We start from the raw sequence: 26,592 nt of genomic DNA on the forward strand, positions 1-26,592 counted from the left end.
AAACTTATTCTGCTTTTTGTGGATCGTATAAACGGTCTTTAATAAACAGGGCAGGAATCAAACCGCATAGGAAGTAAGCTGCACCCATCACCAATAGACCCGTACCGATCGAACCATTCATCGCAAGATAACCAATCGTAATTGGAGCGAAGATTGCACCGATACGACCAATATTGAACGCACCGCCAACTGCTGTACCACGAACTCCAGTTGGGAAACTTTCAGTTAGATAGGTTGCATTAATCGCATATGGAATACCGTACAGGAAGCCGAAGATCAGCATCAGTACACCAATGTTATCAGCATTGTGCATATACACCACGACAGGAATAAACAGTGCTGTTCCCATGGTGCCGAAAGCAAACACAATACGGCGACCAATTTTATCAGCCACATAACCTGCAATGATTTTGGCAAACATCATGGTGATAAAGGTACCTACCATGTATAACGCCATTTCCTTGAATTTAATGCCCAATTCAGCTTCAAGATAACTTGGTAACCAGTTACTTACACCGAAATAACCGAATAGCAGGAAACCAGAGCTGAAAGACCATAAGATGAACATCTTGCCATGGGTCTTATCTTTAAGAATGGTGATATATGGATTGCCTTTTTTGGCATCATTATCCACGATCTGACCAGTTCTTTTCATTTCACGGACACGTTTCCATGACTCTGGCTCTGGTACCATGAAGTGCATCAAAATACCCAAAGCTAATGGGGCAATTGTCACCCAGTACAGCATACGCCAGCCGAATTCAGGAATAATCCAGCCAGAAAGCATGGTAATCACCAATGAACCTAAAGTGAAACCAGTCATTAATGTTGCCAATACTGTAGTACGGTATTTGGTCGGTACGTATTCTGACATCAGGGTATTACAGGCAATATATAAACAGCCTAAACCTAAGCACGAAAGGGTACGTAAAATCGCAAACTCTTGATAAGACTGGGAAAAACCTGAATAGGCAGACAAAATTGAGAAGGAAATAGTGGCCAATACGATGACACGTACGCGACCGAATTTGTCACAGGCCCATCCGCCAATAAAGCCACCGATCCCCATACCCAAAAGAGAATAACTTCCCAAGGCACCGGCCTGTACAGAAGTTAGCCCCCATTCTGCTTTCAAACTGGTCAAGCTGAAAGCCAGAATACCAATGTCTGCACCGTCAGATAGTAAAATCAAAAAAGCGAAGACAAAGGCCGTCATCCACAGGCGTTTAGGTGCCTGCTTAACGGTGTCGTCGGAGGAGACCCCCGTTTTAGTTTCCTCAGCTACGATGGTATCGTTTGTCATTCTTATATCCTCTATATATTAAAGTAGCATTCCTCTGCTACCGCTAAATTCATTTTCTTCCTCACGGAAAAGCATTTTCCTCATCTAAGGTCTAAGCGTCTGTGCGCATTCGCCCTGTTATGATCAGGCTGGATCTGATTTTTCCGTTTCACCTTGAGTGAAAAATCACTGAACAACGTAGTATCCTTATGACGGAAATTAATTTTTTTATTTTGTATTGTGGTTAATATTTACATAAATGAATAACCAAAATTCGAATTAAATAATTAATTCCGTATTGCGAAATCAATTAACCATAAAATAGCCAACTGAACAAGAGTTTTTACTCTAATTTTTATTAAAAAATAACTTTTTTGAGTTTTTGAGAGAAAAAATCTTGATTTATGGGTCTAGAAACCGTAGTTTTATATAAAATAAAATTTCGCTATACAAAATAAATGGAGATTTTTGATGGAACAGGTAGTTCAAGTAGAGCAAATCTCGACACATGTGGCGATGGTCAAGATCCATCGTCCAGAAGCTAAAAATGCCCTGAATACAGAAGTGCGTCAGAAACTGGCTGCGGCTTTTCTGCAATTGAATGACGATGAAAATATCCGTGCCATTATTCTCACTGGCGGTGAAACTGACTTCGCTGCAGGCGCTGACCTTAAAGAACTGGCAAATGCTGAAACGATCCAGATGATGCAGCGTCGTACCGAACGTTACTGGCAAGCGATTGCACAATGTTCAAAACCAGTGATTGCAGCAGTAAACGGTTATGCATTGGGCGGCGGTTGTGAACTGGCAATGCATGCGGACATTATCATTGCTGGAAAAAGTGCCCAGTTCGGTCAGCCTGAAGTCAAAGTAGGGGTAATGCCGGGTGCTGGTGGTACACAGCGTTTATTCCGTGCCGTGGGTAAATTTCATGCAATGCGCATCATTATGACGGGTTGTCTGGTACCAGCGCCGGAAGCTTATCAGATTGGCCTGGTGTCTCAAGTAACGGAAGACACTGAAACCCTGGCAACAGCAATCAAAATGGCTGAAGGTTTGGCAAAAATGCCGCCAATTGCGCTGGAACAAATCAAGGAAGTGGCTTTACTGGCTGAAGATGTGCCACTCAATGCCGGCTTAATGCTGGAACGTAAATCCTTCCAGATGCTGTTTTCTTCAGAAGATCAAAAAGAAGGTATGCAAGCCTTTATTGAAAAACGTAAACCAAATTATCAGGGACGATAAGCATGAGCATTCAAATTCAGAAAATCGGTATTATTGGTGTAGGTACGATGGGTGCGGGCATTGCCCAGATCGCAATTCAGTCTGGCCATGATGTCGTACTGTTTGATGCCAAAGCAGGTGCTGCTGAACAGGCACAGGAAAAGCTGGCTAAAACATTAAATACCCTGGCTGATAAAGGTAAATTCAGCCATGAAAAAGCTGCTGAAGATCTTGCTCATTTATCGATTGCTCATCAGATCGAAGATCTGAAAGATTGCGATTTAATAGTTGAAGCGATTATTGAAAATCTGGAAATCAAACAAAAGCTGATGCAGCAGCTTGAAGGCATTGTGAAACCTGAAGCGATTCTGGCATCCAATACATCTTCACTATCCATTAGTGCGATTGCTGCCAATTGCAGCCAGCCGGAACGCGTTGCCGGTTATCACTTCTTTAACCCGGTTCCACTGATGAAAGTGGTTGAGGTCATTGAAGGTTTTAATACCCGTGCTGATATTGTGGATGCACTTACTCAGCTGTCGACCAAGATGGGACATCGCCCGGTAAAAGCTAAAGACACTCCAGGATTTATCATTAACCATGCAGGTCGTGCCTTTGGTAGCGAAGCCTATGCAATTCTGAATGAAAATGTCACTCCATTTTATGAAATTGATCGCATCTACCGTGACGGGATCGGTTTCAAGATGGGGCCATTCGAGTTAGGCGATCTGACCGGGATGGATGTATCTCATCCAGTGAGCGAATCGATCTATCACCAATATTATGAAGAAGCGCGTTACCGCCCAAGCGTGATTACCCGCCAGCGTTTTATTGCTAAACAGCTAGGCCGTAAAACTGGTAAAGGTTTTTATGATTACACTTCAGGTAGCAAAGTAGGTGATGTGGCTCCAACACTGGTTGAAAAGCTGGATCAATATCCATTGGTTTGGCTAGGTACAGAATATAGCGAAGACCGTCAGGCGCTTGAGCAATATCTGCAGCAGTTCAACATCCAGATCGAGCAGACTGAAACACCTTCAGCAGATGTTTTAATTCTGATTGCGACTTATGGTGAAGATGCAACTTCAGCCGCAGTCCGCTATCAGGTGTCTCCGCAGCAAGTAGTCTGTATTGATCTGCTTTACGGTCTGAATAAACACCGTACTTTAATGCCAACGTTTGTGACCAAAGCTGAACTGGTAACCGCAGCACAATCGATTTTCAATCTGGATGGTGTGACTGCGAGCACAATTCAGGAAAGCGTCGGCTTTGTGGCTCAGCGTGCTTTGGCCATGATCGTGAATCTTGGCTGTGATATTGCCCAGCAAGGTGTTGCCACTGTAGAAGACATTAATATTGCCGTGAAATTAGGCCTTGGTTATCCATACGGCCCAATTGAATGGGGCGATGTATTAGGTGCTGAAAAAATTCTGAAAATTTTAGACCGCATGACTGCGATTACTCGTGACCAGCGTTACCGCCCAAGTCCTTGGTTGCGCCGCCGCGTTCAGCTCGGTTTACCTCTTGTTCATACTACACATTAATTAAAAAGTTAAAGGAATAACACTCATGTTAAATGCCTATATTTATGATGGTTTACGTTCACCAATCGGTCGCCACGCAGGAAGCCTGGCAACTGTACGTCCAGATGATCTGGCAGCAACAGTCATTAAAAATCTGCTAGAAAAAACCAGTATTCCAGCAGCGGACGTAGAAGATGTGATCTTTGGTAGCACGAACCAAGCCGGTGAAGACAGCCGTAATGTGGCTCGATTTGCAGCATTGCTTGCTGGTATGCCAGTGACAGTTCCAGGTCAAACAGTGAACCGTCTATGTGCGTCGGGCCTGGGTGCTGTGATCGATTCAGCACGTGCCATTACCGCAGGTGAAGGCGAACTGTATATTGCAGGTGGTGTAGAAAGCATGACGCGTGCACCGTTTGTAATGGGTAAAGCTGAAAGCGCGTATTCACGTGATGCCAAAATCTATGACACCACTATTGGTACACGTTTCCCGAACCGTAAATTCACCGATCAGTTTGGCGCGCACAGCATGCCAGAAACAGGTGATAACGTCGCTGAAGAGTTTGGCATTACGCGTGAACAGGCAGATACTTTTGCTGCTGCATCACAAGCGAAATATCAAGCTGCAAAAGAAGCAGGTTTCTTTGAAGGTGAAATTACCCCGATTGAAGTTTCACAAGGGCGTAAATTACCGCCTAAATTAGTGACTGAAGATGAACATCCACGTCCATCTTCGACATTTGAAGCATTATCCAAGTTAAAACCGCTTTTCGAAGGTGGTGTTGTGACTGCAGGTAATGCATCAGGTATCAATGACGGCGCTGCAGCACTGATTATCGGCAGTGAAAAAGTTCAGGAACAGTATGGCTTAAAACCTTTAGCTCGTATTCTGTCTTCTGCAGCCGCTGGCATTGAGCCACGCATCATGGGTGCGGGCCCAATTGAAGCAATCAAAAAAGCTGTAAAACGTGCAGGTTTGACGCTAGATGATATGGACATTATCGAGATCAATGAAGCATTTGCCAGCCAGGTGTTATCTTGCCTGAAAGGTCTGGATGTGGCTTTTGATGATCCGCGTGTCAACCCAAATGGTGGTGGCATTGCGATTGGCCATCCACTAGGCTGTTCAGGTGCGCGTTTGGCTTTAACTGTTGCGCGTCAATTACAGCGTACTGGTAAAAAATATGCCGTGATCAGCCTGTGTATCGGTCTGGGTCAAGGCCTGGCGATGGTGATTGAAAACCCTGAAGCTGCATAACAGCTTTAGTTATCGTATTAATGCCATGTATAGATGATATGCATGGCATTTTTTATTGGGCTATTTATATAGAAATACAAATCCCTGCAAATGCAGGGAATGTTTAAATCAGCGTAAGGATTATTTACGGCCAGTAACCAATAAAGTTGCTGAACCGAAAGCATAAAGTTTACCGTCTTTATCTACAATTCGGCCTTCTGAAGTCAACACATTGCGTCCAATCCGGATCACTTCGCCAATCGCAGTATAAGTTTCGCTATTTTTCATGGCTTTGAGCATTTTGACATTCAGGTCAATAGTGGAAAAACTCACGCCCGCATCAACTGTAGTATGAACTGCTGCACCGGTTACGCTGTCTAGAACCGTGGCGCAGAATCCACCATGAATGCCGCCTTGCAGGTTGAAATGACGTTCATCTGGATAAACTTCATATTCCACATGGTTTTCACGGACTACACTGAGTTTCATGGGAATGAGTTGTCCCATCGCTGAGCCAGGTAATTCGCCATTTTTAATTGCAGTTAGATATTCAAGTCCATTCATTTGAGCTGTAGTCATATAGCTTCCCTTTAATAAAATATTTCGCCTTATGAAATAATATTCTGTTTTTCTAAAATTATGATATAACAGATAGTGATCGAAATGCTATATTTATCCAGGATGGAATGATGACAATAAAAAATCTCGTCACAGCTGCTGAATGGCAGGCACGCTGTGAACTGGCTGCGCTTTATCGCATTATTGCGCATTATCGGATGACTGACCTGATTGATACCCACATCAGCCTAAGAGTCCCAGATCAACCAGACTGCTTTCTGATTAATCAATATGGTGTCGCATTTGAAAAAATGCGTGCCTCAACGCTGGTGAAGATTAATCATGAAGGGCAGGTGGTAGAAAGCTATGAACAAGACAAGCCAGTCAATATGGCAGGCTTTGTGATTCATTCTGCAATTCATGACGCGCATCCTCATCTGAACTGTGTCATTCATACGCATACCGCGGATGGAATTGCTGTTTCTGCGCAGAAACACGGCCTTCTCCCAATTTCCCAGCATACCATGAAATTTTATCAGCATGTGGCCTATCACGAATATGAAGGCGTTGCGCTTTCAACTGACGAACAAGAACGCTTGATTCAGGACTTGGGCGACCATCGTGCCATGATTTTACGCAATCACGGGCTATTAACAGCTGGGGAAACCATTGCGCGGGCTTTTCATGAAATCTATTTCCTGGAACGCGCCTGTCAGGCACAGGTGAAGGCCTTAAGCGGCGGTGCCGAGTTGCATTATCCAGCTGAAGAAGTCCGGATTAAAACAGCCAAACAGTTCGCCAGTCCTCTCATTGAACCGATTTTACAGCGTGCCTGGCAGGCCGCTTTGTCCCTGATTGAGCATCAATATACGGAGTATGCATCATGATTGTTATTTCCAGTTCTGTACCAAATATTGAAGCCATTCTGGTCAGGTCTTTTCAAAAATATGCGCCAGCTGGTAGTTTCTGTACAGTTGACAGCCCTGAAGCTGAACAGGCAACCACGGTTGCTGCCTGGTTTCCAGATCTGGAAAAAGTGCAGCAGCTACCAAAGCTTGGCCTGATTCATTCGATTGCTGCTGGGGTAGAACATTTAAACTTAAATGCTGTACGCCCAGATCAAGCCGTTTGCCGGGTACTGGATCCACATCACCAAAAGGGCATGTTTGATTATCTGCTTTGGGGCGTGCTGTATTTTCAGCGTTATTTTGACCGCATGATTCAGCAACAAAAGCAGCAGCTATGGAAGCAGTATCGTCAGAGTTATAGCCAGCATATCCAGGTCGGAATTATGGGACTGGGGCATATGGGCGGATACGTAGCAGAACGTTTCGCAGACATGGGCTATCAAGTCTCTGGTTGGTCGAATTCCCCAAAAGACATTAATCAAGTCAAAAGTTATGTGGGTCAAGAACAGCTTACCGAGTTCCTGGCGCAAAGTCAGATTCTGATTAACCTGCTACCCCTTACCGAAGAGAATACTGGGATTCTTTCTGCTGAATTATTTCAGCAACTGCCTGAACAGTCAGCTTTGATTCATGTCGGGCGTGGCCAGCATTTAATCGAGCAGGATTTATTGGATGCGCTGGATTCTGGTCATCTGCGTGGTGCAATTGTCGATGTCTTTGAGCAGGAGCCGTTACCTGCGGACCATCCATTCTGGCAGCACGAAAAAATTGTGGTAACGCCACATGTCGCCTCACATGCGCCGATGTCTGTGGTGGTAGAGCAGATACTGGAAAATGACCGTCGTTTAAATCAAGGGCTGGATTTGTGTCATCAGGTGGATGTCAATAAAGGCTATTAATTGTAGGGATACAGACAAAAAAATAAGGAAATTGATGATGTGGGAAATGATTCAGACCCAGGTTCAGCAAGGCGTCGCGACTTTAAGTTTTAATCGGCCAGATTCACTGAACAGTTTCAATCGGCAAATGCATGAGGAAGTGCAGCAGGTGCTGAAAAGCTGGAATACAGACTCGGATATTCGGGTGATTGTGATTCGTGGTAATGGTCGGGCATTTTCAGCGGGACAGGATTTAAAAGAACGTGCTGGGCAGCTCGGTAGTGTGCCGTTGCCTCCCGAAGGCTCTCTAGCCAAATATTATAATCCTTTGATCAACCTGATTCGTAAAAGTCCCAAACCGGTGCTTGCGGCAGTAAATGGTGTGGCTGCCGGTGCAGGGGCCAATATCGCGCTGGCTTGCGATCTGGTTATTGCCAAGGAAAGTGCCAAATTTATTCAAGCCTTTTCAAAAATTGGCTTAATTCCTGATGCCGGCGGCACCTGGATGTTGCCGCGTTTAATTGGTTATGCACGCGCTATGGCACTGACTTTACTCGGTGAGCCTGTGCATGCCAAAGAAGCGGCTGAAATGGGCATGATCTGGAAAATGACCCCTGATGCAGAATTTGATGTTTATATCGAAGAACTTGCACAGCGACTGGCACAACAGCCGACCTATGCACTGGCTTTAACTAAACAGGCGCTGCAACGCAGTGCTGAAAATAGCATGGATCAGCAACTGGAGCTGGAACAAAACCTGCAATATCTGGCCCTGAGTAGTCAGGATTATAAAGAAGGTGTACAGGCCTTTGTTGAAAAACGTCCTGCACAATTTACCGGACGCTAAGGAGAGCATTCATGAATATTCAAACACGTATTACTGAGCTTTTAGGCATTCGCTATCCGATTATTCAGGGCGGCATGATGTGGGTCGGTACCGCAGAAATGGCCAGTGCAGTCTCCAATGCGGGTGGTTTGGGAACGCTGACGGCATTGACACAACCCACACCTGAAGCGCTGACCAAGGAAATTGCACGTTGCCGTGAAATGACGGATCAGCCTTTTGCGGTCAATTTAACTTTATTACCCGCTGTAAACCCACCGCCGTATGCCGAATATCGTCAGGCCATTATTGAAAGTGGAATCAAGATTGTAGAAACGGCAGGTAACAAGCCACATGAACATATTGAGGCCTTTAAACAGCACGGCATCATTGTGATTCATAAATGTACCTCGGTCAGACATGCACTTTCAGCACAACGAATCGGTGCGGATGTGATCTCGATTGACGGTTTTGAATGTGCCGGCCATCCGGGTGAAGATGATATTCCTGGACTAATCCTGATTCCAGCAGCCGCTGATCAGCTCACTATACCGATTGTAGCGAGTGGTGGTTTTGCGGATGGTCGTGGTCTGGTAGCAGCACTCGCTTTAGGTGCTGAAGGCATCAATATGGGGACACGTTTCTGTGCCACACAAGAAGCGCCAATCCATCCCAACATCAAGCAGTTTTATGTCGACAATGATGAAAGGGCAACGCATCTGCTTTACCGCCAGTTCAGAAATACTGCGCGTGTTGCGAAAAATGCGGTATCTGACCTCGTCGTTAAAATGGGTGAAGATCCAGGTCTGGAATTTGAACAGATTCGCCCTTATGTCAGTGGCTTAAAAGGCAAGCTGGCTTTGGAAAATGGCGATGTAGATGCAGGCGTACTGACAGCAGGTCAAGTCATGGGATTGATCCATGATATCCCGACCTGTCAAACGCTGATTGACAATATCATGCAAGAAGCAGAACAGATTGTTCAGCAACGTTTGGCTCAGTTTTTCCCGCGCTAGATCACTTTATTTTGATCATTTAATCAAAAGCCATTCATTGTTGAATGGCTTTTTTATACCAAAGTTTTAATTTTTTAAATGTGATTTTTTATGTCATGACTAGATTTTATCCATACACTTATATTATATTCGACCTAAAACATAATTTCGTATTATGAAATTAATTGTCATAAATATACAAATTAGAACTCATACAAGGGAATTACGATGAGAAATTATATTGCGCCATTAAAAGACATGAAGTTTGTGCTGAAAGATCTGCTCAATGTTGAACAGAAATATGAAGGCTATGCAAAGTTCGCAGACAAAGTTTCTATGGATATTATGGAACAATATCTGGAAGTCGCTGCGGACTTTTGCCAAAACGAACTTCTACCGATTAATGCAACAGGCGACCAGCAAGGCTGCCGTTTGCAGGATGGCGTCGTAACTACACCGGATGGTTTTAAAGCGGCTTATGACAAATATGTAGAACTCGGCTTTACCTCATTAACTGGCGATGAAAAATATGGTGGCCAAGGCTTCCCGACCTTATACCGTATTGCCATTTCTGAAATTATTACGGCGACCAACTGGTCTTGGGGTATGTACCCAGGCCTGTCTCATGGTGCGATGCGTACTTTAGAACATCACGGTAGTGATGAACAAAAACAGAAATTCCTGGTGCCTTTAATTGCAGGACGCTGGACCGGAACCATGTGTTTAACTGAATCACATGCCGGTTCTGATCTGGGCCTGATCCGTACCAAAGCGGTGCCAAATGAAGATGGCAGCTACAGCATCAGTGGTGAGAAAATCTTTATTTCTGCAGGTGAGCATGACCTGGCTGAAAATATCGTACATATCGTACTAGCACGTTTACCGGATGCGCCTGCCGGCACCAAAGGTATTTCGCTGTTTATCGTACCTAAATACAATCTGGATGACGCTGGAAATGTGGCTTCACGCAATGGCGTGGTGTGTAGCGCGATTGAACACAAGATGGGTATTCATGGCAATGCGACCTGTGTACTGAATTTTGATAATGCCAAAGGTTTCCTGATCGGGCCTGAAAACCGCGGCTTGAACTGCATGTTTACTTTCATGAACTCTGCACGTATTGGAACGGCGATTCAAGGTCTTGCTGCAGCTGAATCGTCTTATCAAGGCGCATTGGCTTATGCCAAAGACCGTCTGGCCATGCGTTCACTTGAAGGTGCGAAAGAGCCAAACCTACCTGCGGATCCAATCATCGTGCATCCAGCGGTGCGTAATATGCTACTGACTCAAAAAGTATTTGCAGAAGGTTCACGTGCCTTGGCTTACTATCTGGCGACTTATGCTGATATTGCGGAAGCAACGGACAATCCTGAAGAGAAGAAAGCCGCAGAAGACCGTCTGGCATTATTAACCCCAATTGCTAAAGCATTAATGACCGAAACAGGTGTAGAAGCGGCCAAACATGGTATGCAGGTCTTTGGTGGTCACGGTTATATTGCTGAACATGGCATGGAACAGATTGCCCGTGATGCACGTATTGCCAGTCTGTATGAAGGTACTACTGAAATTCAATCAATCGACTTACTGGCACGTAAAGTACTAGGTTCAAAACTAGGTTTGTTGACTGCCTTAACTGATGAAATCCAAGGTTTTGTGAAAGAGCATCAGCAACATGCCCAGTTTAACCAGCAAGTGGCACAAGTGAGTCAGTTGACTGAGCAATGGCTAGAATTAACCAAAACGATTCAGGCTCAGGCACAACAGTCTGCAAATGAAATCGGTGCGGCATCAGTCGATTACTTATACTTCTCTGGTTATGTGGTGTCTTCGTATTTATGGCTGAAAATGGCGATTACGGCGCAGCAAAAAATTGAAGAGGGCAATACCGATCCGTTCTATGCAGCGAAGATCAAAACCGCGCAATTCTTCTTTGCACGTATTCTGCCAAGAACTTCAACTCACGTTGCCAATATTCAGGTCGGTGGTGAGAGCCTGTTCCTGCTGACTCCTGAAGAGTTTAAATTCGATTAATTCTTTTACCCACGATCAATCTCTCGATCGTGGGTCTTTTTTTTCTTACTACTTTTTTCATCCTGCACAAAATTCAATATCGATGGATACTTTTTAGTATTGCATCGGCCATAAAACAACAAGATCAGGAGTCTATATGGATTTAGACATGATTACGCGACAATGTCCTTATGGTGATCTACAACTGACTTATCATGAAGTCGGACAGAAATCCTCATATCCCACCATTATTCTGATTCATGGCACAGGTGGAAATACCGATAAACATTTCAGTTATATTTTTCCCATGCTCGGTATTCATCAGCGGGTTTTATCCATTAATTTGCATACCCCAGATAAATCCGATTTAGCAGTGACTGATTTTAGTCAACAAGTTGAAGCGCTGATCAAGCATGCTGTGGCAGAAGATGAAGCAATTACTGTGGTGGGTTATTCACTTGGTGCCGTGATTGCTGCACAAGTAGCCGCGAGTCTTAAACAGCGCGTGGCACGTTTGATTCTGTTGGCCGGTTGGGCAAAAACCAGTTCGGTGCAACAACTACGGACCACGATCTGGCAACAGTTATTTAACGACCAATCCGCAGCCTTGCCACATTTTGTGAATTATTGCCTGTATAGCGATGATTATCTGTCTGCTCGAACTGAAAAACAGGTGCTCGATCTGGCACGCTTTGTAAAACCTTCCCAAGATGCAGCCAAACAGCGTGAACTGAATTATCGCATTGATATCACCGCCATTTTGCCGGACATCTCTGCGGAGACATTGATCGTAGCTTGCCGTGAAGACCGCATGGTACCTTTAGCACAAGCCAAATTACTGTTTGCTTCGATTCAAAACAGCCGTTATATCGAAATTGCTTCAGGACATGCAATCCATATTGAAGCTCCAGCAGAGGCGGTGCAACTGATCAACCAGTTTAGCCAGCATCCAGAACAATATCCGTCGAATCAAAAAATCCAGCCCATGATGCCTTAAAAAAGGAGAAAAATAATGCAAGCTCAAGGACAGCACAGCAAGATTTTAATTGTAGGCAGCGGTTTTGGTGGCCTAGGCATGGCGATCCGTCTTAAACAGCAGGGCATTCACGATTTTAAAATTATTGAACGTGCAGCAGAAGTAGGTGGCACATGGCGTGATAACACCTATCCCGGCGTCGCCTGTGATGTACCGTCACATTTATATTCTTTCTCTTTCATTAAAAATCCGAACTGGTCACGTGTCTTTCCGCAAGGGGCAGAAATTCAGCGCTATTTGATTCAATGCTGTGATCAGGAAAATATCCGGCCACATATTGATTTTCAGACTCAACTTGAAAATTCCAGCTGGAATGCCAAGAAACGCATTTGGGAAATACAGACCTCTAAAGGCGTTTATCAGGCAGAATTTTTAATTACAGCAACCGGGCATCTGGCAGATGAACATCTGCCGCAAATTCCGGGACTGGATGAATTTCAAGGTCAGGTGATGCATTCCGCACGATGGAATCACGAAGTGAATCTGGATAATCAGCGTGTGGTTGTCGTGGGTTCAGGGGCTTCAGCTATCCAGCTTGTACCGGAAATTGCCAAAACAGCAAAAAGTCTGACCGTATTGCAACGCAGTGCGCCGTATATTTTACCGCGACCAGACCGGCCTTATTCTGAGTCAGAAAAACAGCTCTTCCGCAAAGATCCGGACAGCATGTCAGCGTTAAGACATTCCTTGTTCTGGGGTAATGAATACAATTTTGCCCAGCGCCGTAATCTGAAAAGCCAGATCGAGCGGGTCAAGAAAAATTGCCTGCAATTCTTGGAACATCAGATTTCAGATCCAGAATTACAGCGAAAACTCACACCGAATTATGAACCGGGCTGTAAGCGCTTGTTGCTGTCTAATGATTATTATCCGACTTTTCTAAAACCTAATGTCACGCTTGAAGATTCAGCTTTGGCTGAAATTACGGAAGACGGTGTAATCAGCAAGTCTGGCAATAAGATTCCTGCAAATATCATCGTCTTTGCTACCGGATTTGAAGCAGCACGACCACCTTATGCTTCAAAGGTCATAGGTAAGCATGGTCTAAGCTTGGAGCAGCAATGGTCTAGTGGTATGCAGGGTTATCAATCTACGACCGTCCATAATTTTCCGAATCTATTTATCTTAAATGGTCCAAATACCGGTAGTGGACATAACTCAGCGCTTTATTTCCTGGAAACCCAATTTGATCTGGTACTGGATGCCTTGCAGTTTTTTGAACAGGAACAGATTCAGGTTTTTGAAGCCGATCAGAACGCCGAAAATCGCTATATGCAGGAGTTACAGCAACTTTCCCAAGGCAGTGTCTGGTTATCAGAAAGCTGTAAAAGTTGGTATCTGGACCCGGTGAGTCGCAAGCTGACTTTAGTCTGGCCGGATTATGCACATTCATTTAGAGATAAAAACCAGCATTTGATTCGTAGCGGTTATCACTACCAGTATATCGAAGCAATGCAGCAGAAAGTGGTGTAAAGATTAATCAGGAATAATCGGAACTTCAGAGTTTCAACATACAAAATAGAGTCAAATTAAAAGAAAGGAGTGTTGTCATGAACAGCCAGCCATGGATGGAAGAATATAAAAAATGGAACGTTAATCCGGAGTTTACCCGGCCTGACCCTAATAAAACTTTGAGCACAACGATTGCTGAGAACCTGCTTAAATTTAAGGATAAAACCGCATTTTTCTACCTGGATCACCAATTTAGCTATCAGGATATTGATGTATATAGCCAGAAAATGGCGACCTATCTTCAGGATTTGGGTCTGGCAGCAGGCAGCCGAATCGCGGTGATGTTGCCGAATATTATTCAATATCCGATTGCGACTTTTGCGATTATTCGTGCGGGTTATATTCTGGTCAATGTAAATCCGATGTACACCCAGCGCGAGTTGTATCATCAAGTTCAGGATTCAGGGGCAGAGGCCTTGATTATTCTGGGTTCAACTTTGGAGCAATTGAATCAATTGGATGAATGTCCTGCACTGAAACATGTAATTTCTACCCATCCGCTCGATTTCATTCAGGATCAGCCGATATCAATTTATAGCCAAACGGCGCAATATCCAGAAAAACAGTTTTCTGACTTTAGACAGGCGATTGATCAGGTACAGGTCATTGATTTTGTAGCGCCTGTACAGCAGCAGGAAGATACCGTTATCCTGCAATATACCGGTGGGACTACAGGTGTTTCCAAAGGGGCTGAGCTCAGTCATCGCAATATCTTATTTAATATTGCTCAAAACAGTACGGTGTTTATCAGCCATTTTGGAGACCGATATGCCACTGAAGAAGAATATGTGTTTTGTGCCTTGCCGCTGTATCACATTTATGGCTTTACCATTTGCCTGTTCAGTTATGGACTAAGTCGAGGTTTTGCCAATGTCCTGATTCCAAATCCAAGAGATCTGGATGCTTTAGTGGATCAATATCATAAACATCCACCAACGGTGTTTCCGGGCGTGAATACCATGTTTAATGCATTGGCACATCATCCACGTTTCCGCGAGCTGGATCATTCACGTTTAAAAACTACGACAGGTGGCGGTGCGTCTGTCCTGAAAAGCACAGAAGCATTATGGTATGAAGTCACAGGCTGCCATATTTATGAAGGTTATGGACTTTCTGAAACCTCACCAACAGCAACGTTTAACCCACCGTTAAGCCGACGTTTTAGCGGTAGTATTGGCTTGCCATTGGCAGGTACTGAAATTCAGATTTTGGACGATGAAGCTAAACCTGTAGGGCTTAACCAAGCAGGTGAAATCGCTATCCGCGGACCTCAGGTGATGAAAGGTTACTGGCAGCAACCAGAAGCGACAGCGCAAGTATTTACCAAAGAGGGTTTCTTCCTGACAGGTGATATCGGTTGTATGGACGAGCAGGGTTATATCACCATTCTGGACCGTAAAAAGGACATGATTCTGGTCTCCGGCTTTAATGTCTATCCAAATGAGCTGGAAGGCGTTTTATCCAAACATCCGAAAATTCTGGAATGTGCTGTTATTGGAATTGATGATGAAAAATCTGGACAAGTCCCAAAAGCCTTTATTGTAAAACAGGATGACAGTCTGACCGAGAATGAAGTCATGAGCTATCTGAGACTACAACTGACCAGTTATAAGCTGCCAAAATATATCGAGTTTGTGTCTGGGTTGCCAAAGTCAGCAGTCGGCAAAATTCTACGCCGTGAATTGCCTAAAACCGTGCAGCCGGATGCCAAAGCCTGCTGAGAAATGACATAACCAAAATAAAAAAGGAATCTTTCGATTCCTTTTTTATTGCTTGCAGATTTATCGCTGCTGGATGATTTTTTTGCTTTTCAGTTCTTCCATTTCAGCAGGACTTAAATACTGACTCAAAATGGCATCAGTATCTTCACCCAGACACGGCGGGGCCTTTTTATATTCTACCGGGGTCTTGGAAAGTTTAATCGGCGAACCAATTGAGGTGTAATCATCACGTAAGGTATGTGGCATCTGAATGACCATTTCACGTGCCAGTACCTGTTCTTCTTCCAAGGTCTGCTTCAGGTTGTTAATCATACCTACCGGCACTTTGACTGCATGAATAAGATCTACCCAGTGTTTTGCCGGTTGAGAGTAGAAATGCGCCTGTAGAAGGGTGGTCAGTTCTTCACGATGTGTGACACGCCCTGAATTTTTCAGGAAACGCGGATCTTCTGCCACTTTACTCAAACCCACGGCTTGACACAGTGCTTGAAATTGCAGGTCATTCCCGCAGGCAATAATGAATTCACCTTCCTGAGCTTTAAACACCTGATAAGGCACAATATTGGCATGGGCATTACCGAAGCGGCCAGGGACTTTACCTGAGGTTAGATAATTCATGGCTAGAACAGAAAGGGAAGCGACTTGGGTATCCAGCAGCGCCATATCAATATGCTGACCTTCACCAGTTTTTCCACGGGACAATAAAGCGGCTTGAATCGCAATTGCAGCATATAAACCGGTAGTCAAATCAGCAAAGGCTAAACCTGCTTTTTGCGGGCCACCACCAAGTAAGTCATCACGCTCACCTGTAACACTCATCATGCCGCCCATACCCTGAACAATAAAATCATAGCCAGGCTCTTGAGCACGCGGGCCATTTTGCCCAAAGCCGGTAATGGAACAGTACACTAGGCGCGGATTAAGTCGGCTCAGACTTTCATAATCCAGACCATATCTTTTCAAAGATCCTGCTTTATAGTTCTCAATGACTACATCGCTTTGTTCTGCGAGTTTCTTGATAATGCTTTGGCCTTCCGGGGTAGATAAATCTACCGCAACCGAATGCTTACCGCGATTGGCTGAAAGATAGTAAGCCGATTCATGGGTATCTTCCTGCTGATTATTTTTAAGCCAAGGTGGTCCCCAGATTCGTGTGTCATCTCCATGATCAGGCTTTTCAATTTTAATCACTTCTGCACCTAGGTCAGCCAGAATCTGGCTACACCAAGGACCAGCCAAAATCCGGCTTAGATCCAGTACACGAAAGCCTGTTAAAGCACCCATCGTTACACTCCTTGTTCGATGTTATTCAAATTACATATCGTTTTAATAATCGCCTTAAAGCTATATGAAAATGAAAAAACAATCAACTTTATGATACTTAATTCCGTATAACAAAATAAAACATCTAAAATGATTGAAAAATCATCTTAATTTATTTAGCCTGATGATGAGAATAAATACGATTCAAAAATAAGAGGAAATGGAAGAGTCTCGGGAAGAGACTGCAACAATAGGAGCAGGTGTAGTGATTTGAAAACGGATGCGCTTGAAGCGCATGCATCATAAAGAAATGTTCATACACAAGATCAGAATGAAAAAACCTAAGGATAGGAAATAGAGATTTAAATATGACGGAATTAGTAAGAGAACTAGATTTAGCAAGAGAATGGCTTTGTTGCACAAACCTATCTGTAAAGGCTTTTTCAGCGATATAATTTTCAAATGAAGAAGCCTACACATAAAATCTACCGCACAACCAATTGGCCCGCATATAACCGAGCACTCATGAGTCGCGGAAATATTGCCATTTGGTTTGATCCTGCTACGCAATGGTATGCGCCATCAAAAGGCAAACAAGGGCGAAATCAAACCTACTCCGACGCAGCCATCCAGTGCTGCTTAATGATTAAATCCTTATTCCGTCTGTCTTTACGTATGGTTACTGGCTTTGTGCAAAGTCTGATTAAACTTTGCGGATTAAATTGGATAGCTCCAGATTACACCACGCTTTGTAGAAGACAAAAGCATATTGATATTGCAATCAGCTACCAAAAAAGTAGCGATGGGCTGCATCTACTCGTAGACTCTACAGGCATGAAGTTTCTAGGTGAGGGCGAATGGAAACGCAAGAAACATGGAGCTGAATATCGTCGCCAATGGCGTAAACTACATATTGGTATAGATGCCAAAACCCTACAAATACGCGCTATTCAGCTCACAACCAATAATGTCAGTGATTCACAGGTGCTTGGTGATTTACTTAATCAGATTCCACAAGATGAGCAGATTGACTCTGTTTATACCGATGGAGCTTATGACACCAAGCAATGCCGTCAGGTCATTGCAGATCGGCAAGCACATGCAGTGATTCCACCTAGAAAAAATGCGAAACCATGGAAAGATAGAAAGAGTAGCTCGCTAGAGCGAAATGAATTACTTCGAACAGTTAAACGTTTAGGCAGGACATTATGGAAAAAATGGTCAGGCTATCATCGCCGCAGTTTGGTGGAAACCAAGCTGCATTGCATCAAATTATTAGGCGATAAATTAATGGCAAGAAGCTTTCCTAGTCAGGTGAATGAAATTCATGCACGTGTAGCAGTCCTCAACCGATTTACGGAATTAGGTCGACCACTTACCCAAATTACGCCTTAAATTTGGCTCAATTAGGGGCGCTTTGCATTTCAAATCTTTGTGCAACAAAGCCGATTAAGGCTGAGACCATCAGCACAACAAAAATGAGTTCCACTCTAGTTAACAACTTAGTTCCATTTACTTTTCACTTAATTTATATAGCAGTTAACTCGTAGCATAAATGAAATAACATGACATGGAAAATAATCAAAAAGACAGAATTTGGATTTTGATCAGATCTGCATGTTTACATGCTTCTACAGCAGCTTTGAATGTTTCACTTAACCTTTAAACTTTTCTTAAAACTAAATATATTTACATATACATTCTAAAATTTGATAGAATTTATTAAAACTTTAGATTCTAAGTGTAAATAATGAGAAGCGCTAATATTCGACGTGATGGCTACTTAAAATTTCTGAATACATGGCAAGACCGTGATGTCATTAAAGTACTTTCAGGTGTGCGTCGCTCTGGAAAATCCACCTTATTGGCGATGTTTCAACAAGACCTAAAAGCACAGGGTGTACAAGCCGAAAACATCATTGCCATCAACTTCGAATTTATGGAATTTGAAGAACTCACAGATTACCGTAAACTACATGATTATGTACTGTCTAAAGTTGATAAAAGCAAAAAAAACTATGTTTTTTTAGATGAAATACAACATGTTACTAATTTTGAAAAAGTAGTCGACTCTTTATATGTTCGAGATTATATCGATTTATATATTACAGGTTCAAACGCATTCTTTCTGAGTGGAGAACTTGCGACTTTACTCACAGGACGCTATATAGAGCAACATGTTTTACCCCTTTCATTCCAAGAGTTTAAACAGTGGCATATTGAAAATAATCCGATCATCCAACAATTATCCAATCGTGATTTGTATGCTATGTACACGCACAGTAGTTTCCCCTATACGCTTGCCATGACTAGTCAGCAGGAAACCTATGATTACTTGCAAGCGGTCTATGCCAGTGTAATGTTTAAAGATGTTATTCCTCGTTTGAATACTGCTGATATTAACTCTCTCGAGCGAGTCGCAAGATATTTGGCAAGCGTGACAGGCTCACCTATTTCCATCAATAAAATTAAAAATACCTTTGTTTCAAGTGGGGTTAAGATTTCATTTGAAACAGTAAAACGCTATATTCAGGGCTTACAGGACAGTTTGTTATTTTATAGTGCCGCACAATTTAAAGTACGCGGGCGTGAGTTATTACAATCCTCTGAAAAATACTATTTAGTTGATGTCGGATTGCGCCGGATTATGTTGCCTGATGCTAATGCTGATCAAGGTCATATCTTAGAAAATGTGATTTATCTTGAGCTTGTCAGACGAGGTTATACGGTCTATGTAGGGCGGGTTGATGAATATGAAATTGATTTTGTTGCTGTCGATACTTTACAGAATTTAACTTATTATCAGGTGGCATTAGAAACGCTCAATGAGGAGACACTCAGCCGAGAGTTACGTCCATTACAGAAAATTTCTGATTCGTATCCCAAGTATTTGCTTACCTTAGACACGATAGGGACTGAAGCGAATTATAATGGTATTGTAAAAATGAGTGCTCTCGATTGGTTGCTATCTGAAAATAAGTAAAGTTGAGGGTAGACATGGATACTCTTATTTATTAATTAAAACTCAAAGACTTTTCAGCATTCACCAAGAGTGTGATCAAGCATAATTTCTGCTCCATTTGTGATGGATTGATTTACCTCGACTCGATTGAGTCAGATCATCATGATTGAGCCAGAGTCGCTTACTGAAAGTAGCGAGAATTGCGCTGGAGTTTCTGAAGGATATTAATTCCTTAGTTTGCCCATTCATCCATCTGGGCATTTTTTTTGATTAAAATACAATGCGGTTCTTGCTAAAAAATGACGGCACCCACAATAAAACACAATATTCCAAAAATAATCCAAGGCCAGATCTTTGTCTTCGGTTGTTCTAAATTCTGAGGATTATATTCCGTGTGTTCTAGCGATGTCGGTTGTGGAACACGGGTCTTTTTAGAGTAAGGTTGGTGTTTAGAGTAAGATAGTCCCGTACCTGGAATGCCGACACTGGTTCGCGTACCTTTTTTTCCAATATTTAGAGAAGCACCAGGTTTGCCAATGCTGGCACTGCTGATGCCTTTATGGGTCAGATTAATTTTAAAACCCGGGAATAATTTAATACTTTTACGAAATCTAAAACCCATATTGCTCTCATTCTAAAACTTAGCTCAATTCACGCGCTATACCAGGATCCATGATCTGCTAGAGATCGTACTTTGACGGCTATCATCAGGATACTAGTATATTTTTTATCTGGTGATTGCAATACTACCTTTAAATACCGTCAAAAATGTTTACTGTATATTTGCTGTAGGGTAATCTTAAAGCTGCTATTTATTGACTGATTGGTATATGACGACAGATAAGCATGAAGTGCTTCTCAGAATGAGAGCCATTGAACTCCTTGCATACTGGGAAGGTCGTTTGGTTACCAATCGTTTGATGAGCTGGTTTGGACTGAGTCGACAGCAGGCTTCTGCGGATATCAAGCGCTATAATACGCTGTATAACCCCGATGCCTTGATTCATGATCCCTCAGTCAAGGGTTATGTGCCTAAAGCCAGCTTCCAGCCTGTACTGACTACAGCGCATATCAATGAATATCTCAACATGCTGTCAGGTTTGGTTAGTGAATCGCATGCGCTGATTGCGATGCCAGAACCGAATCTTGCAGCAGTTCAATTACCCGATCGCAGTGTGCGTCCTGAAGTCATCAGGGAAGTATTGCGTGCCTGTCGAACACAAAGCTGTCTCAAAATTATTTATGCCTCCATGCAGAATCCGCAGTGGCATGAACGCATCATTTCCCCACATACCCTGGTGTATACCGGTTTTCGCTGGCATGTCCGTGCCTATTGCCATCAGAGCAAGCAGTTTAAGGACTTTTTACTCTCCAGAATTGATCGCACACCTGTTGTGGTGGCGATTGAGTCAGTAGACCCTGCTCAGGATCAGCAATGGTATGAAGAAATTGTACTGACGCTGATCCCTAATCCAAAATTGAATGAAGCTCAAAAAGCGCTGGTCGAAAAAGACTTCGGCATGCCTGATGGCAGATTACAGATTCCGGTGAAAAAAGCCTTGGCTCACTACACCTTGCAGCGATATCAGGCCGCGATCACGCTGGCTGAGGCGGAAGATGCCTTGAAATATACCTTAGTGTTACAAGGTTCAGATATCGAAAAGCTGTCGTCTTACCTGTTTGATCAAGCTTCATAGGAGATTGGCTATGTTAGAACAATTTCATTATGACAGTGACCTAATTGGTGGCTCACTGATGGTACGTGAAAGCCGGCTGATCGCGGATCTGTTATTACGAGAGGCGACTCCAGAACAATGGTATCAGGCAATTCAGGTTGACAATATTCTGCAAAAAAGAACGCCTGCTTCAGCTCAACGCAATGCCACCGCTATTCGTAAGCGTCTGGAGCGCTTGGAGCCTGATTTCTGGAAAGCACTACGTGATGGGGATGATGAGCTGGCGACCCAGGTGGCTTTTTGTGGCGCACTGGAACGCAACCTGTTGCTGCTTGAGTTTATGGAAACGGTGATGAGGGATGCCTATATCTCTCAGGCGCAATACTTGGACAGTTATATCTGGTCAGATTTTTTGGATGAACGCTCACAACGTGATCCGGATATCTGTGATTGGAAAGAGTCCAGCAAGAAAAAAATGGGGCAGGTGGTGTTTCGCATGCTGGCAGAAGCCGGTTACTTAAAAAGTACCCGTAAGCTGGAGTTGCAGCGCGTGATCGTCAGAGCAGAGCTGCGTAGCCTGTTGGAAGAACATTATAAACAACGCATTAAAAGATCTATGGAAGTGTCGGTATGGACGCGTTAGTTGTAGAGGGGCAGCAATGAGTCAAACAATACATGAGCGTCTGAACCAGATTCCAGAGCGAATTCTTTCCACTGAGTTTCTCACTGGACAAGGATTGGGCAATGAAATTGGCTTCTGGATTTTTGATTATGCACCTGAAGATGAGTTGAAGGTGCGCGAATATCTGCATTTTCTAGACGGGATGCTGGAGAAAAAACACAGTCAGCTGAAGGTGGTGAATATCAACCTGCTGCAAGCCGTGGTGGATTATCTGGCTGAGCGTAACTTCATCGATAAAGCCATTCAAATGCAAAAAGCCAAAGGCGATGAAGCGCTGCTCAAAGCCTTAAAGGGCCCACTGCATATGGATAAGTTCGCGCCCTATCTGGTGAGTAAATATGCCACCAATGCGCAAGATATTGTGTTGATGACTGGGGTAGGGTCGGTTTGGCCACTGTTACGTGCCCATCACTTATTGAATAGTTTGCATTCGTTACTGGGACATAAGCCAGTGGTGCTGTTTTATCCAGGCTATTACGACGGTCAAGCGATGAGTTTATTTGGAAAGATTCCAAGCAACAATTACTACAGAGCATTCAGATTAGTGCCTTAAACACGGCAAATAGAAATAAGAATTCGGGGGAATGGATTGAGATGAACATTAAAGAACTTTTTTACAAGCCATTAGATCGTGCGATAAACGGGGTGGTCAAGGCAGATCAGAATGACAATACCACGGTATATCAGGAACTCGATGAATACGTGGTCACCAATGAGCTGGAAAAGCATTTTCGGGACTTTTTCCAGTCTTATGGTACAGACCTAAGCGATCCTTCGATTGCCAACCGAGTCGGTGTGTGGATTTCAGGCTTCTTTGGTTCAGGTAAATCACACTTCCTGAAAACCTTGTCGTATATTCTGGCCAATAAAGTGGTACGCGATGCGGAAGGTAACGAACGCAGTGCTGCAGAATTCTTTGATGAAACTAAAATCCGCGATGCATTTATCCGTGCCGATATTGGCAAGGCCGTTAGCCATCATGCCGATGTCATCCTGTTTAACATCGACAGTAAAGCCAGTTCCAATGACGATGGCAATCCGATCCTGAATGTGTTTTTACGTGTGTTTAACGAGTATCAGGGTTTTAGTGCTGACCATCCACATATTGCCCATATGGAACGTCACCTGAGCCAGAAAGGTGTCTATGAACGCTTTAAACAGGCGTTTGAGGAATCCAGCGGCATGTCCTGGCTAGAGGAGCGTGACGGCTATCAGTTCTATCAGGATGATGTCGAAACTGCGATTTCTCAGGCACTGAATCTATCAGCAGAAGCAGCGCATAAATGGTTTGAGGATTCTGAGCAGACCTTTAGTGTTTCGGTGGAAAACTTCTGTCAGTGGGTGAAAGAATACCTGGACAGCAAAGGACCCCAGCAACGCATGTTGTTCTTGGTCGATGAAGTGGGGCAGTTTATTGGCAGCGATACCCGCTTGATGCTGACACTGCAAACCATTACTGAAAACCTGGGTACGATCTGTAAAGGCCGCGCTTGGATTATCGTCACCTCACAGGCAGACATCGATGCTGTTTTAGGTGAGATGTCTTCTTCCAAAGCCAATGACTTCTCCAAGATTGCTGGACGTTTTAAAACCCGTTTATCACTGTCCAGTTCCAATACCGATGAAGTCATCCAGAAACGTTTATTACGTAAAACCCCGGAAGCTGAAGCACTGCTCAGATCAGTGTTTGAGCAAAAGGGTGATATTCTCAAAAACCAGATTACCTTTGACCGTTCAGGCCCAACCCTCAAGAACTATGAGGGTCCAGACAGCTTTATCCATAACTATCCTTTTGCGCCGTACCATTTCCAGCTGGTGCAGAAAGTTTTTGAAGAAATCCGTAAGGTCGGTGCGACCGGTGCACACCTGGCCTATGGTGAGCGATCTATGCTGGATGCGTTCCAGATGGCCGCGAATGCGATTGCTACAGATGAAGTCGGGGCCCTGGTTCCTTTCCACCGCTTCTATACTTCAGTGGAAGGATTTCTGGATACAGCAGTGAAGCGTACCATCGACCAGGCAGGGCAGAATAAAACCCTGGATAGTTTTGATGTGCAGATGCTGCGTACCCTGTTCATGATCCGCTATGTCGATATCATCAAAGGTACGCTGGATAACCTGGTGACTTTGTCGATTGAGAAAATTGATGAAGATAAGCTGGCATTGCGCAAGCGGATTGAAGAGAGCCTGCAGCGTCTGGAAAAAGAGAGCCTGATTACGAGGAATGGCGATGAGTTCCTGTTCCTGACTAATGAAGAGCGGGATATCACTCGAAAAATTAAAGCCACTGACTTAGCAGCTTCAGAAGAAAATAAAGAGTTAGCCAATCTGATCTTTAAAGATTTACTGCGCGATCAGAACAAATACCGCCATCAAGCCAACAAGATGGACTATCAGATTGGACGTTTCCTAGATAGCCATAGCCTGGATGGCAAGTATGAGAGCGATTTGAAAGTTGAAATCATTTCTCCACTAGATACGGAATATAACCTCTACACTGAAGCTTACTGTATTGGTAAAAGTACTCAGGCCGAAGGGCAGATACTGTTTAAACTGGCAGACGATAAACAGTTCTTTAATGAGCTGCGCACCTGGCTGAAAACCAATAAATTCATCCGCTTAAATGATGATGGCACTCAGTCCGATATTTCCCGTATTCTGGCAGACCGTGGTCGTGAGAACCAAGAACGTAAAAAACGCCTGCGTGTCCGGGTCGAAGAAATGTTGCTGGACGCGGAAAGTTATGCCTTGGGTCAGCATCTACAACTATCATCTTCAAGTCCAACCACCAAGCTGGATGAGGCTTGTCGTTATTTGCTGGAAAACACCTATACCAAACTGAGCTATCTGCAGGTCTATCAGCAGGATGCCTGGCGTGAACTGAACGCCGTCTTGACTGTGGATGATATGGCGCAACTCGGATTGTCTCTGGATGGCGGTCAAAGCAATCCGAAAGCCCTACAGGAAGTGGAGCAGTACATTGCACTACGCGCCACTGGTACAGAGCGTATTCTAGTCTCAGATGTGATAGATCGTTTTGCCAAACGTCCTTATGGCTGGCCGGATGCCGAGATTTTACTATTGGTGGGTCAGCTGGCGGCAATGGGGCGGATTTCTCTGCAGTTAAATGGCGGCAGCTTACAGTTAAAAGATGCCTTTGAGCCTTTACAAAACAGCCGCCGTCGCCGTGATGTGTCGATCATTAAAAAACGCCAGACTGATGATCAGGTATTGAAACAGGCACGCCAACTCACCCAAGAACTGTTCTCGGCTATGGGACCAGCGACTGAGAAAGAGCTATTTGAATTCTATTTGCAGCATTTTAAGACTTGGTTAGCCAACTTTAAGTCGTATAAGAGTAAAACTGATGTCGGGCAGTTCCCGGGCAAGAAAGTGATTGAAAAATCGATTCTGACTTTGGAGCGTTTGCTGGCCAATAGTGACAGCTTCGATTTCTTTAAAGCGGTGGTTGAGAACAAGGACGACTATCTTGATCTGGAAGAAGATTATCGTGACATTCATGAATTCTTTAGCAACCAGATGCCAAGCTGGCAACAACTGCAACAGGCCTTACGTCATTTTGAGAAAAACAAACAGGCGCTGGGCAGTGATGAGGTGGCAAAAAAAGCCCTCTCTGAATTATATCGTATTGCCACCCTTGAATCACCCTATGGCCTGTTAAATAAAGTCGCTGATTTAGTTCGCACAGTGGAAAGCGTCAATGAGAAATTGCTGACTGAGAAGCGCAATCAGGCGATAGAACACATTGATGACAAGATCAAGCAGTTAGAAGCCGAGATTAAAAACAGTGGCATCGCTAGCGCTGAGCTGAGTAACAAGCTATTACGCCCACTACAACTGCTGAAAACGGATATTGAAGTGGAAACTAGCCTGTCCACCATCTATATGCTGCAAACCCAAACCGCCGTCGAGCGTTTTGATGAAGCCTTGTATGAGTTGGAAAGCGAAGTTCAGGCGGAAATCCAGCGTCAGGCCAAAGCGGCACAACTGGCTCAGAGCAAAGCAGAGAGTGTAACCAACACTGCAACCACCTCCAGCCCAGTTACCTCAGCACCTGCTGCGAGTCCGGTACAACCTGTGACAGCCGTAGTGCCACCGAAACCTGTTGTCGAAGTCGATGTCGCCAGCATTTACAGCAAAAGCTCAAGTAGTGTCTATCTGGAAACAGAAGAATCAGTGGATCAGTTTGTAGACGCACTCAAAGCTGAATTGAAAAAAATTGTGAGTGATAAAAAGCGTGTGCGTATTCGCTAACAGGGCTTAGGGATATCGGCATCAGTC

Annotated in this window: 21 protein-coding genes and 1 pseudogene; 18 read left to right on the forward strand and 4 right to left on the reverse strand. The window is 43.9% G+C overall.

Annotation, left to right across the window (positions count from 1 at the left end):
• Nucleotides 1-4: 4 nt before the first annotated feature.
• The gene (locus K1T76_RS13900; RefSeq protein ID WP_230245687.1) at nt 5-1,303 is read right to left on the reverse strand and encodes an MFS transporter; all 1,299 of its coding nucleotides are present in this window, start codon (nt 1,301-1,303) and stop codon (nt 5-7) included.
• A 450-nt stretch (nt 1,304-1,753) separates the two neighbouring features.
• Between K1T76_RS13900 and K1T76_RS13905 the strand changes: the two genes are divergently transcribed.
• From K1T76_RS13905 to K1T76_RS13915, 3 genes are read left to right on the forward strand one after another with little or no spacing between them, the layout of a single operon-like run.
• The gene (locus tag K1T76_RS13905; RefSeq protein WP_230245688.1) at nt 1,754-2,527 is read left to right on the forward strand and encodes an enoyl-CoA hydratase; all 774 of its coding nucleotides are present in this window, start codon (nt 1,754-1,756) and stop codon (nt 2,525-2,527) included.
• Between the two features lie 2 nt (nt 2,528-2,529).
• Nucleotides 2,530-4,050 carry a 3-hydroxyacyl-CoA dehydrogenase gene (locus K1T76_RS13910; protein ID WP_230245689.1) on the forward strand — a complete coding sequence of 507 codons (1,521 nt, stop codon included), beginning with the start codon at nt 2,530-2,532 and terminating at the stop codon, nt 4,048-4,050.
• Between the two features lie 25 nt (nt 4,051-4,075).
• A complete protein-coding gene (locus K1T76_RS13915) occupies nt 4,076-5,287 on the forward strand; it encodes a 3-oxoadipyl-CoA thiolase (protein ID WP_180179486.1) in 1,212 nt (403 codons plus the stop codon).
• 120 nt (nt 5,288-5,407) lie between these two features.
• Here K1T76_RS13915 and K1T76_RS13920 read toward each other — a convergent pair whose 3' ends face one another.
• Nucleotides 5,408-5,845, reverse strand: coding sequence for a PaaI family thioesterase (locus tag K1T76_RS13920; RefSeq protein WP_230245690.1), 438 nt, complete (start codon nt 5,843-5,845; stop codon nt 5,408-5,410).
• 110 nt (nt 5,846-5,955) lie between these two features.
• Here K1T76_RS13920 and K1T76_RS13925 point away from each other — a divergent pair, with 110 nt between their 5' ends.
• The 8 genes from K1T76_RS13925 (at nt 5,956) to K1T76_RS13960 (ending at nt 15,707) form a co-directional block, all read left to right on the forward strand.
• On the forward strand, nt 5,956-6,711 hold the full coding sequence (locus K1T76_RS13925; RefSeq protein WP_230245691.1) for a class II aldolase/adducin family protein: 756 nt from the start codon (nt 5,956-5,958) through the stop codon (nt 6,709-6,711).
• Nucleotides 6,708-7,631, forward strand: a complete 924-nt coding sequence (locus tag K1T76_RS13930; RefSeq protein ID WP_230245692.1) for a 2-hydroxyacid dehydrogenase — start codon at nt 6,708-6,710, stop codon at nt 7,629-7,631. Before K1T76_RS13925 ends, K1T76_RS13930 begins: the two co-directional genes overlap by 4 nt.
• A 37-nt stretch (nt 7,632-7,668) precedes the next feature.
• A complete protein-coding gene (locus K1T76_RS13935; protein WP_230245704.1) occupies nt 7,669-8,457 on the forward strand; it encodes an enoyl-CoA hydratase-related protein in 789 nt (262 codons plus the stop codon).
• Between the two features lie 11 nt (nt 8,458-8,468).
• A complete protein-coding gene (locus K1T76_RS13940; protein WP_230245693.1) occupies nt 8,469-9,449 on the forward strand; it encodes an NAD(P)H-dependent flavin oxidoreductase in 981 nt (326 codons plus the stop codon).
• A gap of 207 nt (nt 9,450-9,656) precedes the next feature.
• Nucleotides 9,657-11,459: an acyl-CoA dehydrogenase C-terminal domain-containing protein gene (locus K1T76_RS13945; RefSeq protein WP_230245694.1), complete on the forward strand. Its 1,803-nt coding sequence runs from the start codon at nt 9,657-9,659 to the stop codon at nt 11,457-11,459.
• Between the two features lie 136 nt (nt 11,460-11,595).
• Complete coding sequence (locus K1T76_RS13950; RefSeq protein ID WP_230245695.1) at nt 11,596-12,435, forward strand: alpha/beta fold hydrolase; 840 nt, start codon at nt 11,596-11,598, stop codon at nt 12,433-12,435.
• A gap of 15 nt (nt 12,436-12,450) precedes the next feature.
• Nucleotides 12,451-13,947: a flavin-containing monooxygenase gene (locus K1T76_RS13955; RefSeq protein ID WP_078390246.1), complete on the forward strand. Its 1,497-nt coding sequence runs from the start codon at nt 12,451-12,453 to the stop codon at nt 13,945-13,947.
• A 77-nt stretch (nt 13,948-14,024) separates the two neighbouring features.
• Nucleotides 14,025-15,707 carry an AMP-binding protein gene (locus tag K1T76_RS13960; RefSeq protein ID WP_078390245.1) on the forward strand — a complete coding sequence of 561 codons (1,683 nt, stop codon included), beginning with the start codon at nt 14,025-14,027 and terminating at the stop codon, nt 15,705-15,707.
• Between the two features lie 60 nt (nt 15,708-15,767).
• Here the strand turns inward: K1T76_RS13960 and K1T76_RS13965 are convergent, their stop codons facing one another.
• Entirely contained in the window at nt 15,768-16,991 is a 1,224-nt protein-coding gene (locus tag K1T76_RS13965; RefSeq protein WP_078390244.1) for a CaiB/BaiF CoA transferase family protein, read from the reverse strand.
• A 441-nt stretch (nt 16,992-17,432) separates the two neighbouring features.
• Here K1T76_RS13965 and K1T76_RS13970 point away from each other — a divergent pair, with 441 nt between their 5' ends.
• The 3 genes and pseudogenes from K1T76_RS13970 to K1T76_RS15065 all read left to right on the forward strand — a co-directional run.
• Nucleotides 17,433-18,365: an IS5-like element IS17 family transposase gene (locus K1T76_RS13970; RefSeq protein ID WP_230245696.1), complete on the forward strand. Its 933-nt coding sequence runs from the start codon at nt 17,433-17,435 to the stop codon at nt 18,363-18,365.
• Between the two features lie 355 nt (nt 18,366-18,720).
• A complete protein-coding gene (locus K1T76_RS13975) occupies nt 18,721-19,953 on the forward strand; it encodes an ATP-binding protein (protein ID WP_005021600.1) in 1,233 nt (410 codons plus the stop codon).
• Between the two features lie 38 nt (nt 19,954-19,991).
• Nucleotides 19,992-20,093 (forward strand): annotated as a pseudogene (locus K1T76_RS15065) (HNH endonuclease signature motif containing protein); the annotation flags it as partial.
• A gap of 131 nt (nt 20,094-20,224) precedes the next feature.
• Here K1T76_RS15065 and K1T76_RS13980 read toward each other — a convergent pair.
• Nucleotides 20,225-20,554, reverse strand: coding sequence for a DUF4236 domain-containing protein (locus K1T76_RS13980; RefSeq protein ID WP_004726791.1), 330 nt, complete (start codon nt 20,552-20,554; stop codon nt 20,225-20,227).
• Nucleotides 20,555-20,762: 208 nt separating this feature from the next.
• Here K1T76_RS13980 and K1T76_RS13985 point away from each other — a divergent pair, with 208 nt between their 5' ends.
• The 4 genes from K1T76_RS13985 to brxC are packed head-to-tail and all read left to right on the forward strand — an operon-like array spanning nt 20,763 to nt 26,565.
• Nucleotides 20,763-21,629: a WYL domain-containing protein gene (locus K1T76_RS13985; RefSeq protein ID WP_230245697.1), complete on the forward strand. Its 867-nt coding sequence runs from the start codon at nt 20,763-20,765 to the stop codon at nt 21,627-21,629.
• Nucleotides 21,630-21,639: 10 nt separating this feature from the next.
• The gene (locus K1T76_RS13990) at nt 21,640-22,251 is read left to right on the forward strand and encodes a DUF1819 family protein (RefSeq protein WP_087537458.1); all 612 of its coding nucleotides are present in this window, start codon (nt 21,640-21,642) and stop codon (nt 22,249-22,251) included.
• Between the two features lie 16 nt (nt 22,252-22,267).
• On the forward strand, nt 22,268-22,843 hold the full coding sequence (locus K1T76_RS13995) for a DUF1788 domain-containing protein (protein ID WP_002010699.1): 576 nt from the start codon (nt 22,268-22,270) through the stop codon (nt 22,841-22,843).
• Nucleotides 22,844-22,884: 41 nt separating this feature from the next.
• The gene (gene brxC / locus K1T76_RS14000; RefSeq protein ID WP_230245698.1) at nt 22,885-26,565 is read left to right on the forward strand and encodes a BREX system P-loop protein BrxC; all 3,681 of its coding nucleotides are present in this window, start codon (nt 22,885-22,887) and stop codon (nt 26,563-26,565) included.
• The last annotated feature ends 27 nt before the right edge of the window (nt 26,566-26,592 follow it).

Source organism: Acinetobacter sp. PW68, from assembly GCF_020982655.1.
Taxonomy (GTDB): domain Bacteria; phylum Pseudomonadota; class Gammaproteobacteria; order Pseudomonadales; family Moraxellaceae; genus Acinetobacter; species Acinetobacter towneri_A.

What these genes read in the sequence shown, in the direction of transcription:
- K1T76_RS13965 (WP_078390244.1), bottom strand. Translation starts at nt 16,991, where the DNA reads ATGGGTGCTTTAACAGGCTTTCGTGTACTGGATCTAAGCCGGATTTTG.
- K1T76_RS13940 (WP_230245693.1), top strand. Translation starts at nt 8,469, where the DNA reads ATGAATATTCAAACACGTATTACTGAGCTTTTAGGCATTCGCTATCCG.
- K1T76_RS13925 (WP_230245691.1), top strand. Translation starts at nt 5,956, where the DNA reads ATGACAATAAAAAATCTCGTCACAGCTGCTGAATGGCAGGCACGCTGT.
- K1T76_RS13955 (WP_078390246.1), top strand. Translation starts at nt 12,451, where the DNA reads ATGCAAGCTCAAGGACAGCACAGCAAGATTTTAATTGTAGGCAGCGGT.
- K1T76_RS13980 (WP_004726791.1), bottom strand. Translation starts at nt 20,554, where the DNA reads ATGGGTTTTAGATTTCGTAAAAGTATTAAATTATTCCCGGGTTTTAAA.
- K1T76_RS13900 (WP_230245687.1), bottom strand. Translation starts at nt 1,303, where the DNA reads ATGACAAACGATACCATCGTAGCTGAGGAAACTAAAACGGGGGTCTCC.
- K1T76_RS13960 (WP_078390245.1), top strand. Translation starts at nt 14,025, where the DNA reads ATGAACAGCCAGCCATGGATGGAAGAATATAAAAAATGGAACGTTAAT.
- K1T76_RS13985 (WP_230245697.1), top strand. Translation starts at nt 20,763, where the DNA reads ATGACGACAGATAAGCATGAAGTGCTTCTCAGAATGAGAGCCATTGAA.
- K1T76_RS13905 (WP_230245688.1), top strand. Translation starts at nt 1,754, where the DNA reads ATGGAACAGGTAGTTCAAGTAGAGCAAATCTCGACACATGTGGCGATG.
- K1T76_RS13920 (WP_230245690.1), bottom strand. Translation starts at nt 5,845, where the DNA reads ATGACTACAGCTCAAATGAATGGACTTGAATATCTAACTGCAATTAAA.
- brxC (WP_230245698.1), top strand. Translation starts at nt 22,885, where the DNA reads ATGAACATTAAAGAACTTTTTTACAAGCCATTAGATCGTGCGATAAAC.
- K1T76_RS13915 (WP_180179486.1), top strand. Translation starts at nt 4,076, where the DNA reads ATGTTAAATGCCTATATTTATGATGGTTTACGTTCACCAATCGGTCGC.
- K1T76_RS13930 (WP_230245692.1), top strand. Translation starts at nt 6,708, where the DNA reads ATGATTGTTATTTCCAGTTCTGTACCAAATATTGAAGCCATTCTGGTC.
- K1T76_RS13995 (WP_002010699.1), top strand. Translation starts at nt 22,268, where the DNA reads ATGAGTCAAACAATACATGAGCGTCTGAACCAGATTCCAGAGCGAATT.
- K1T76_RS13945 (WP_230245694.1), top strand. Translation starts at nt 9,657, where the DNA reads ATGAGAAATTATATTGCGCCATTAAAAGACATGAAGTTTGTGCTGAAA.
- K1T76_RS13990 (WP_087537458.1), top strand. Translation starts at nt 21,640, where the DNA reads ATGTTAGAACAATTTCATTATGACAGTGACCTAATTGGTGGCTCACTG.
- K1T76_RS13975 (WP_005021600.1), top strand. Translation starts at nt 18,721, where the DNA reads ATGAGAAGCGCTAATATTCGACGTGATGGCTACTTAAAATTTCTGAAT.
- K1T76_RS13970 (WP_230245696.1), top strand. Translation starts at nt 17,433, where the DNA reads ATGAAGAAGCCTACACATAAAATCTACCGCACAACCAATTGGCCCGCA.
- K1T76_RS13950 (WP_230245695.1), top strand. Translation starts at nt 11,596, where the DNA reads ATGGATTTAGACATGATTACGCGACAATGTCCTTATGGTGATCTACAA.
- K1T76_RS13910 (WP_230245689.1), top strand. Translation starts at nt 2,530, where the DNA reads ATGAGCATTCAAATTCAGAAAATCGGTATTATTGGTGTAGGTACGATG.
- K1T76_RS13935 (WP_230245704.1), top strand. Translation starts at nt 7,669, where the DNA reads ATGTGGGAAATGATTCAGACCCAGGTTCAGCAAGGCGTCGCGACTTTA.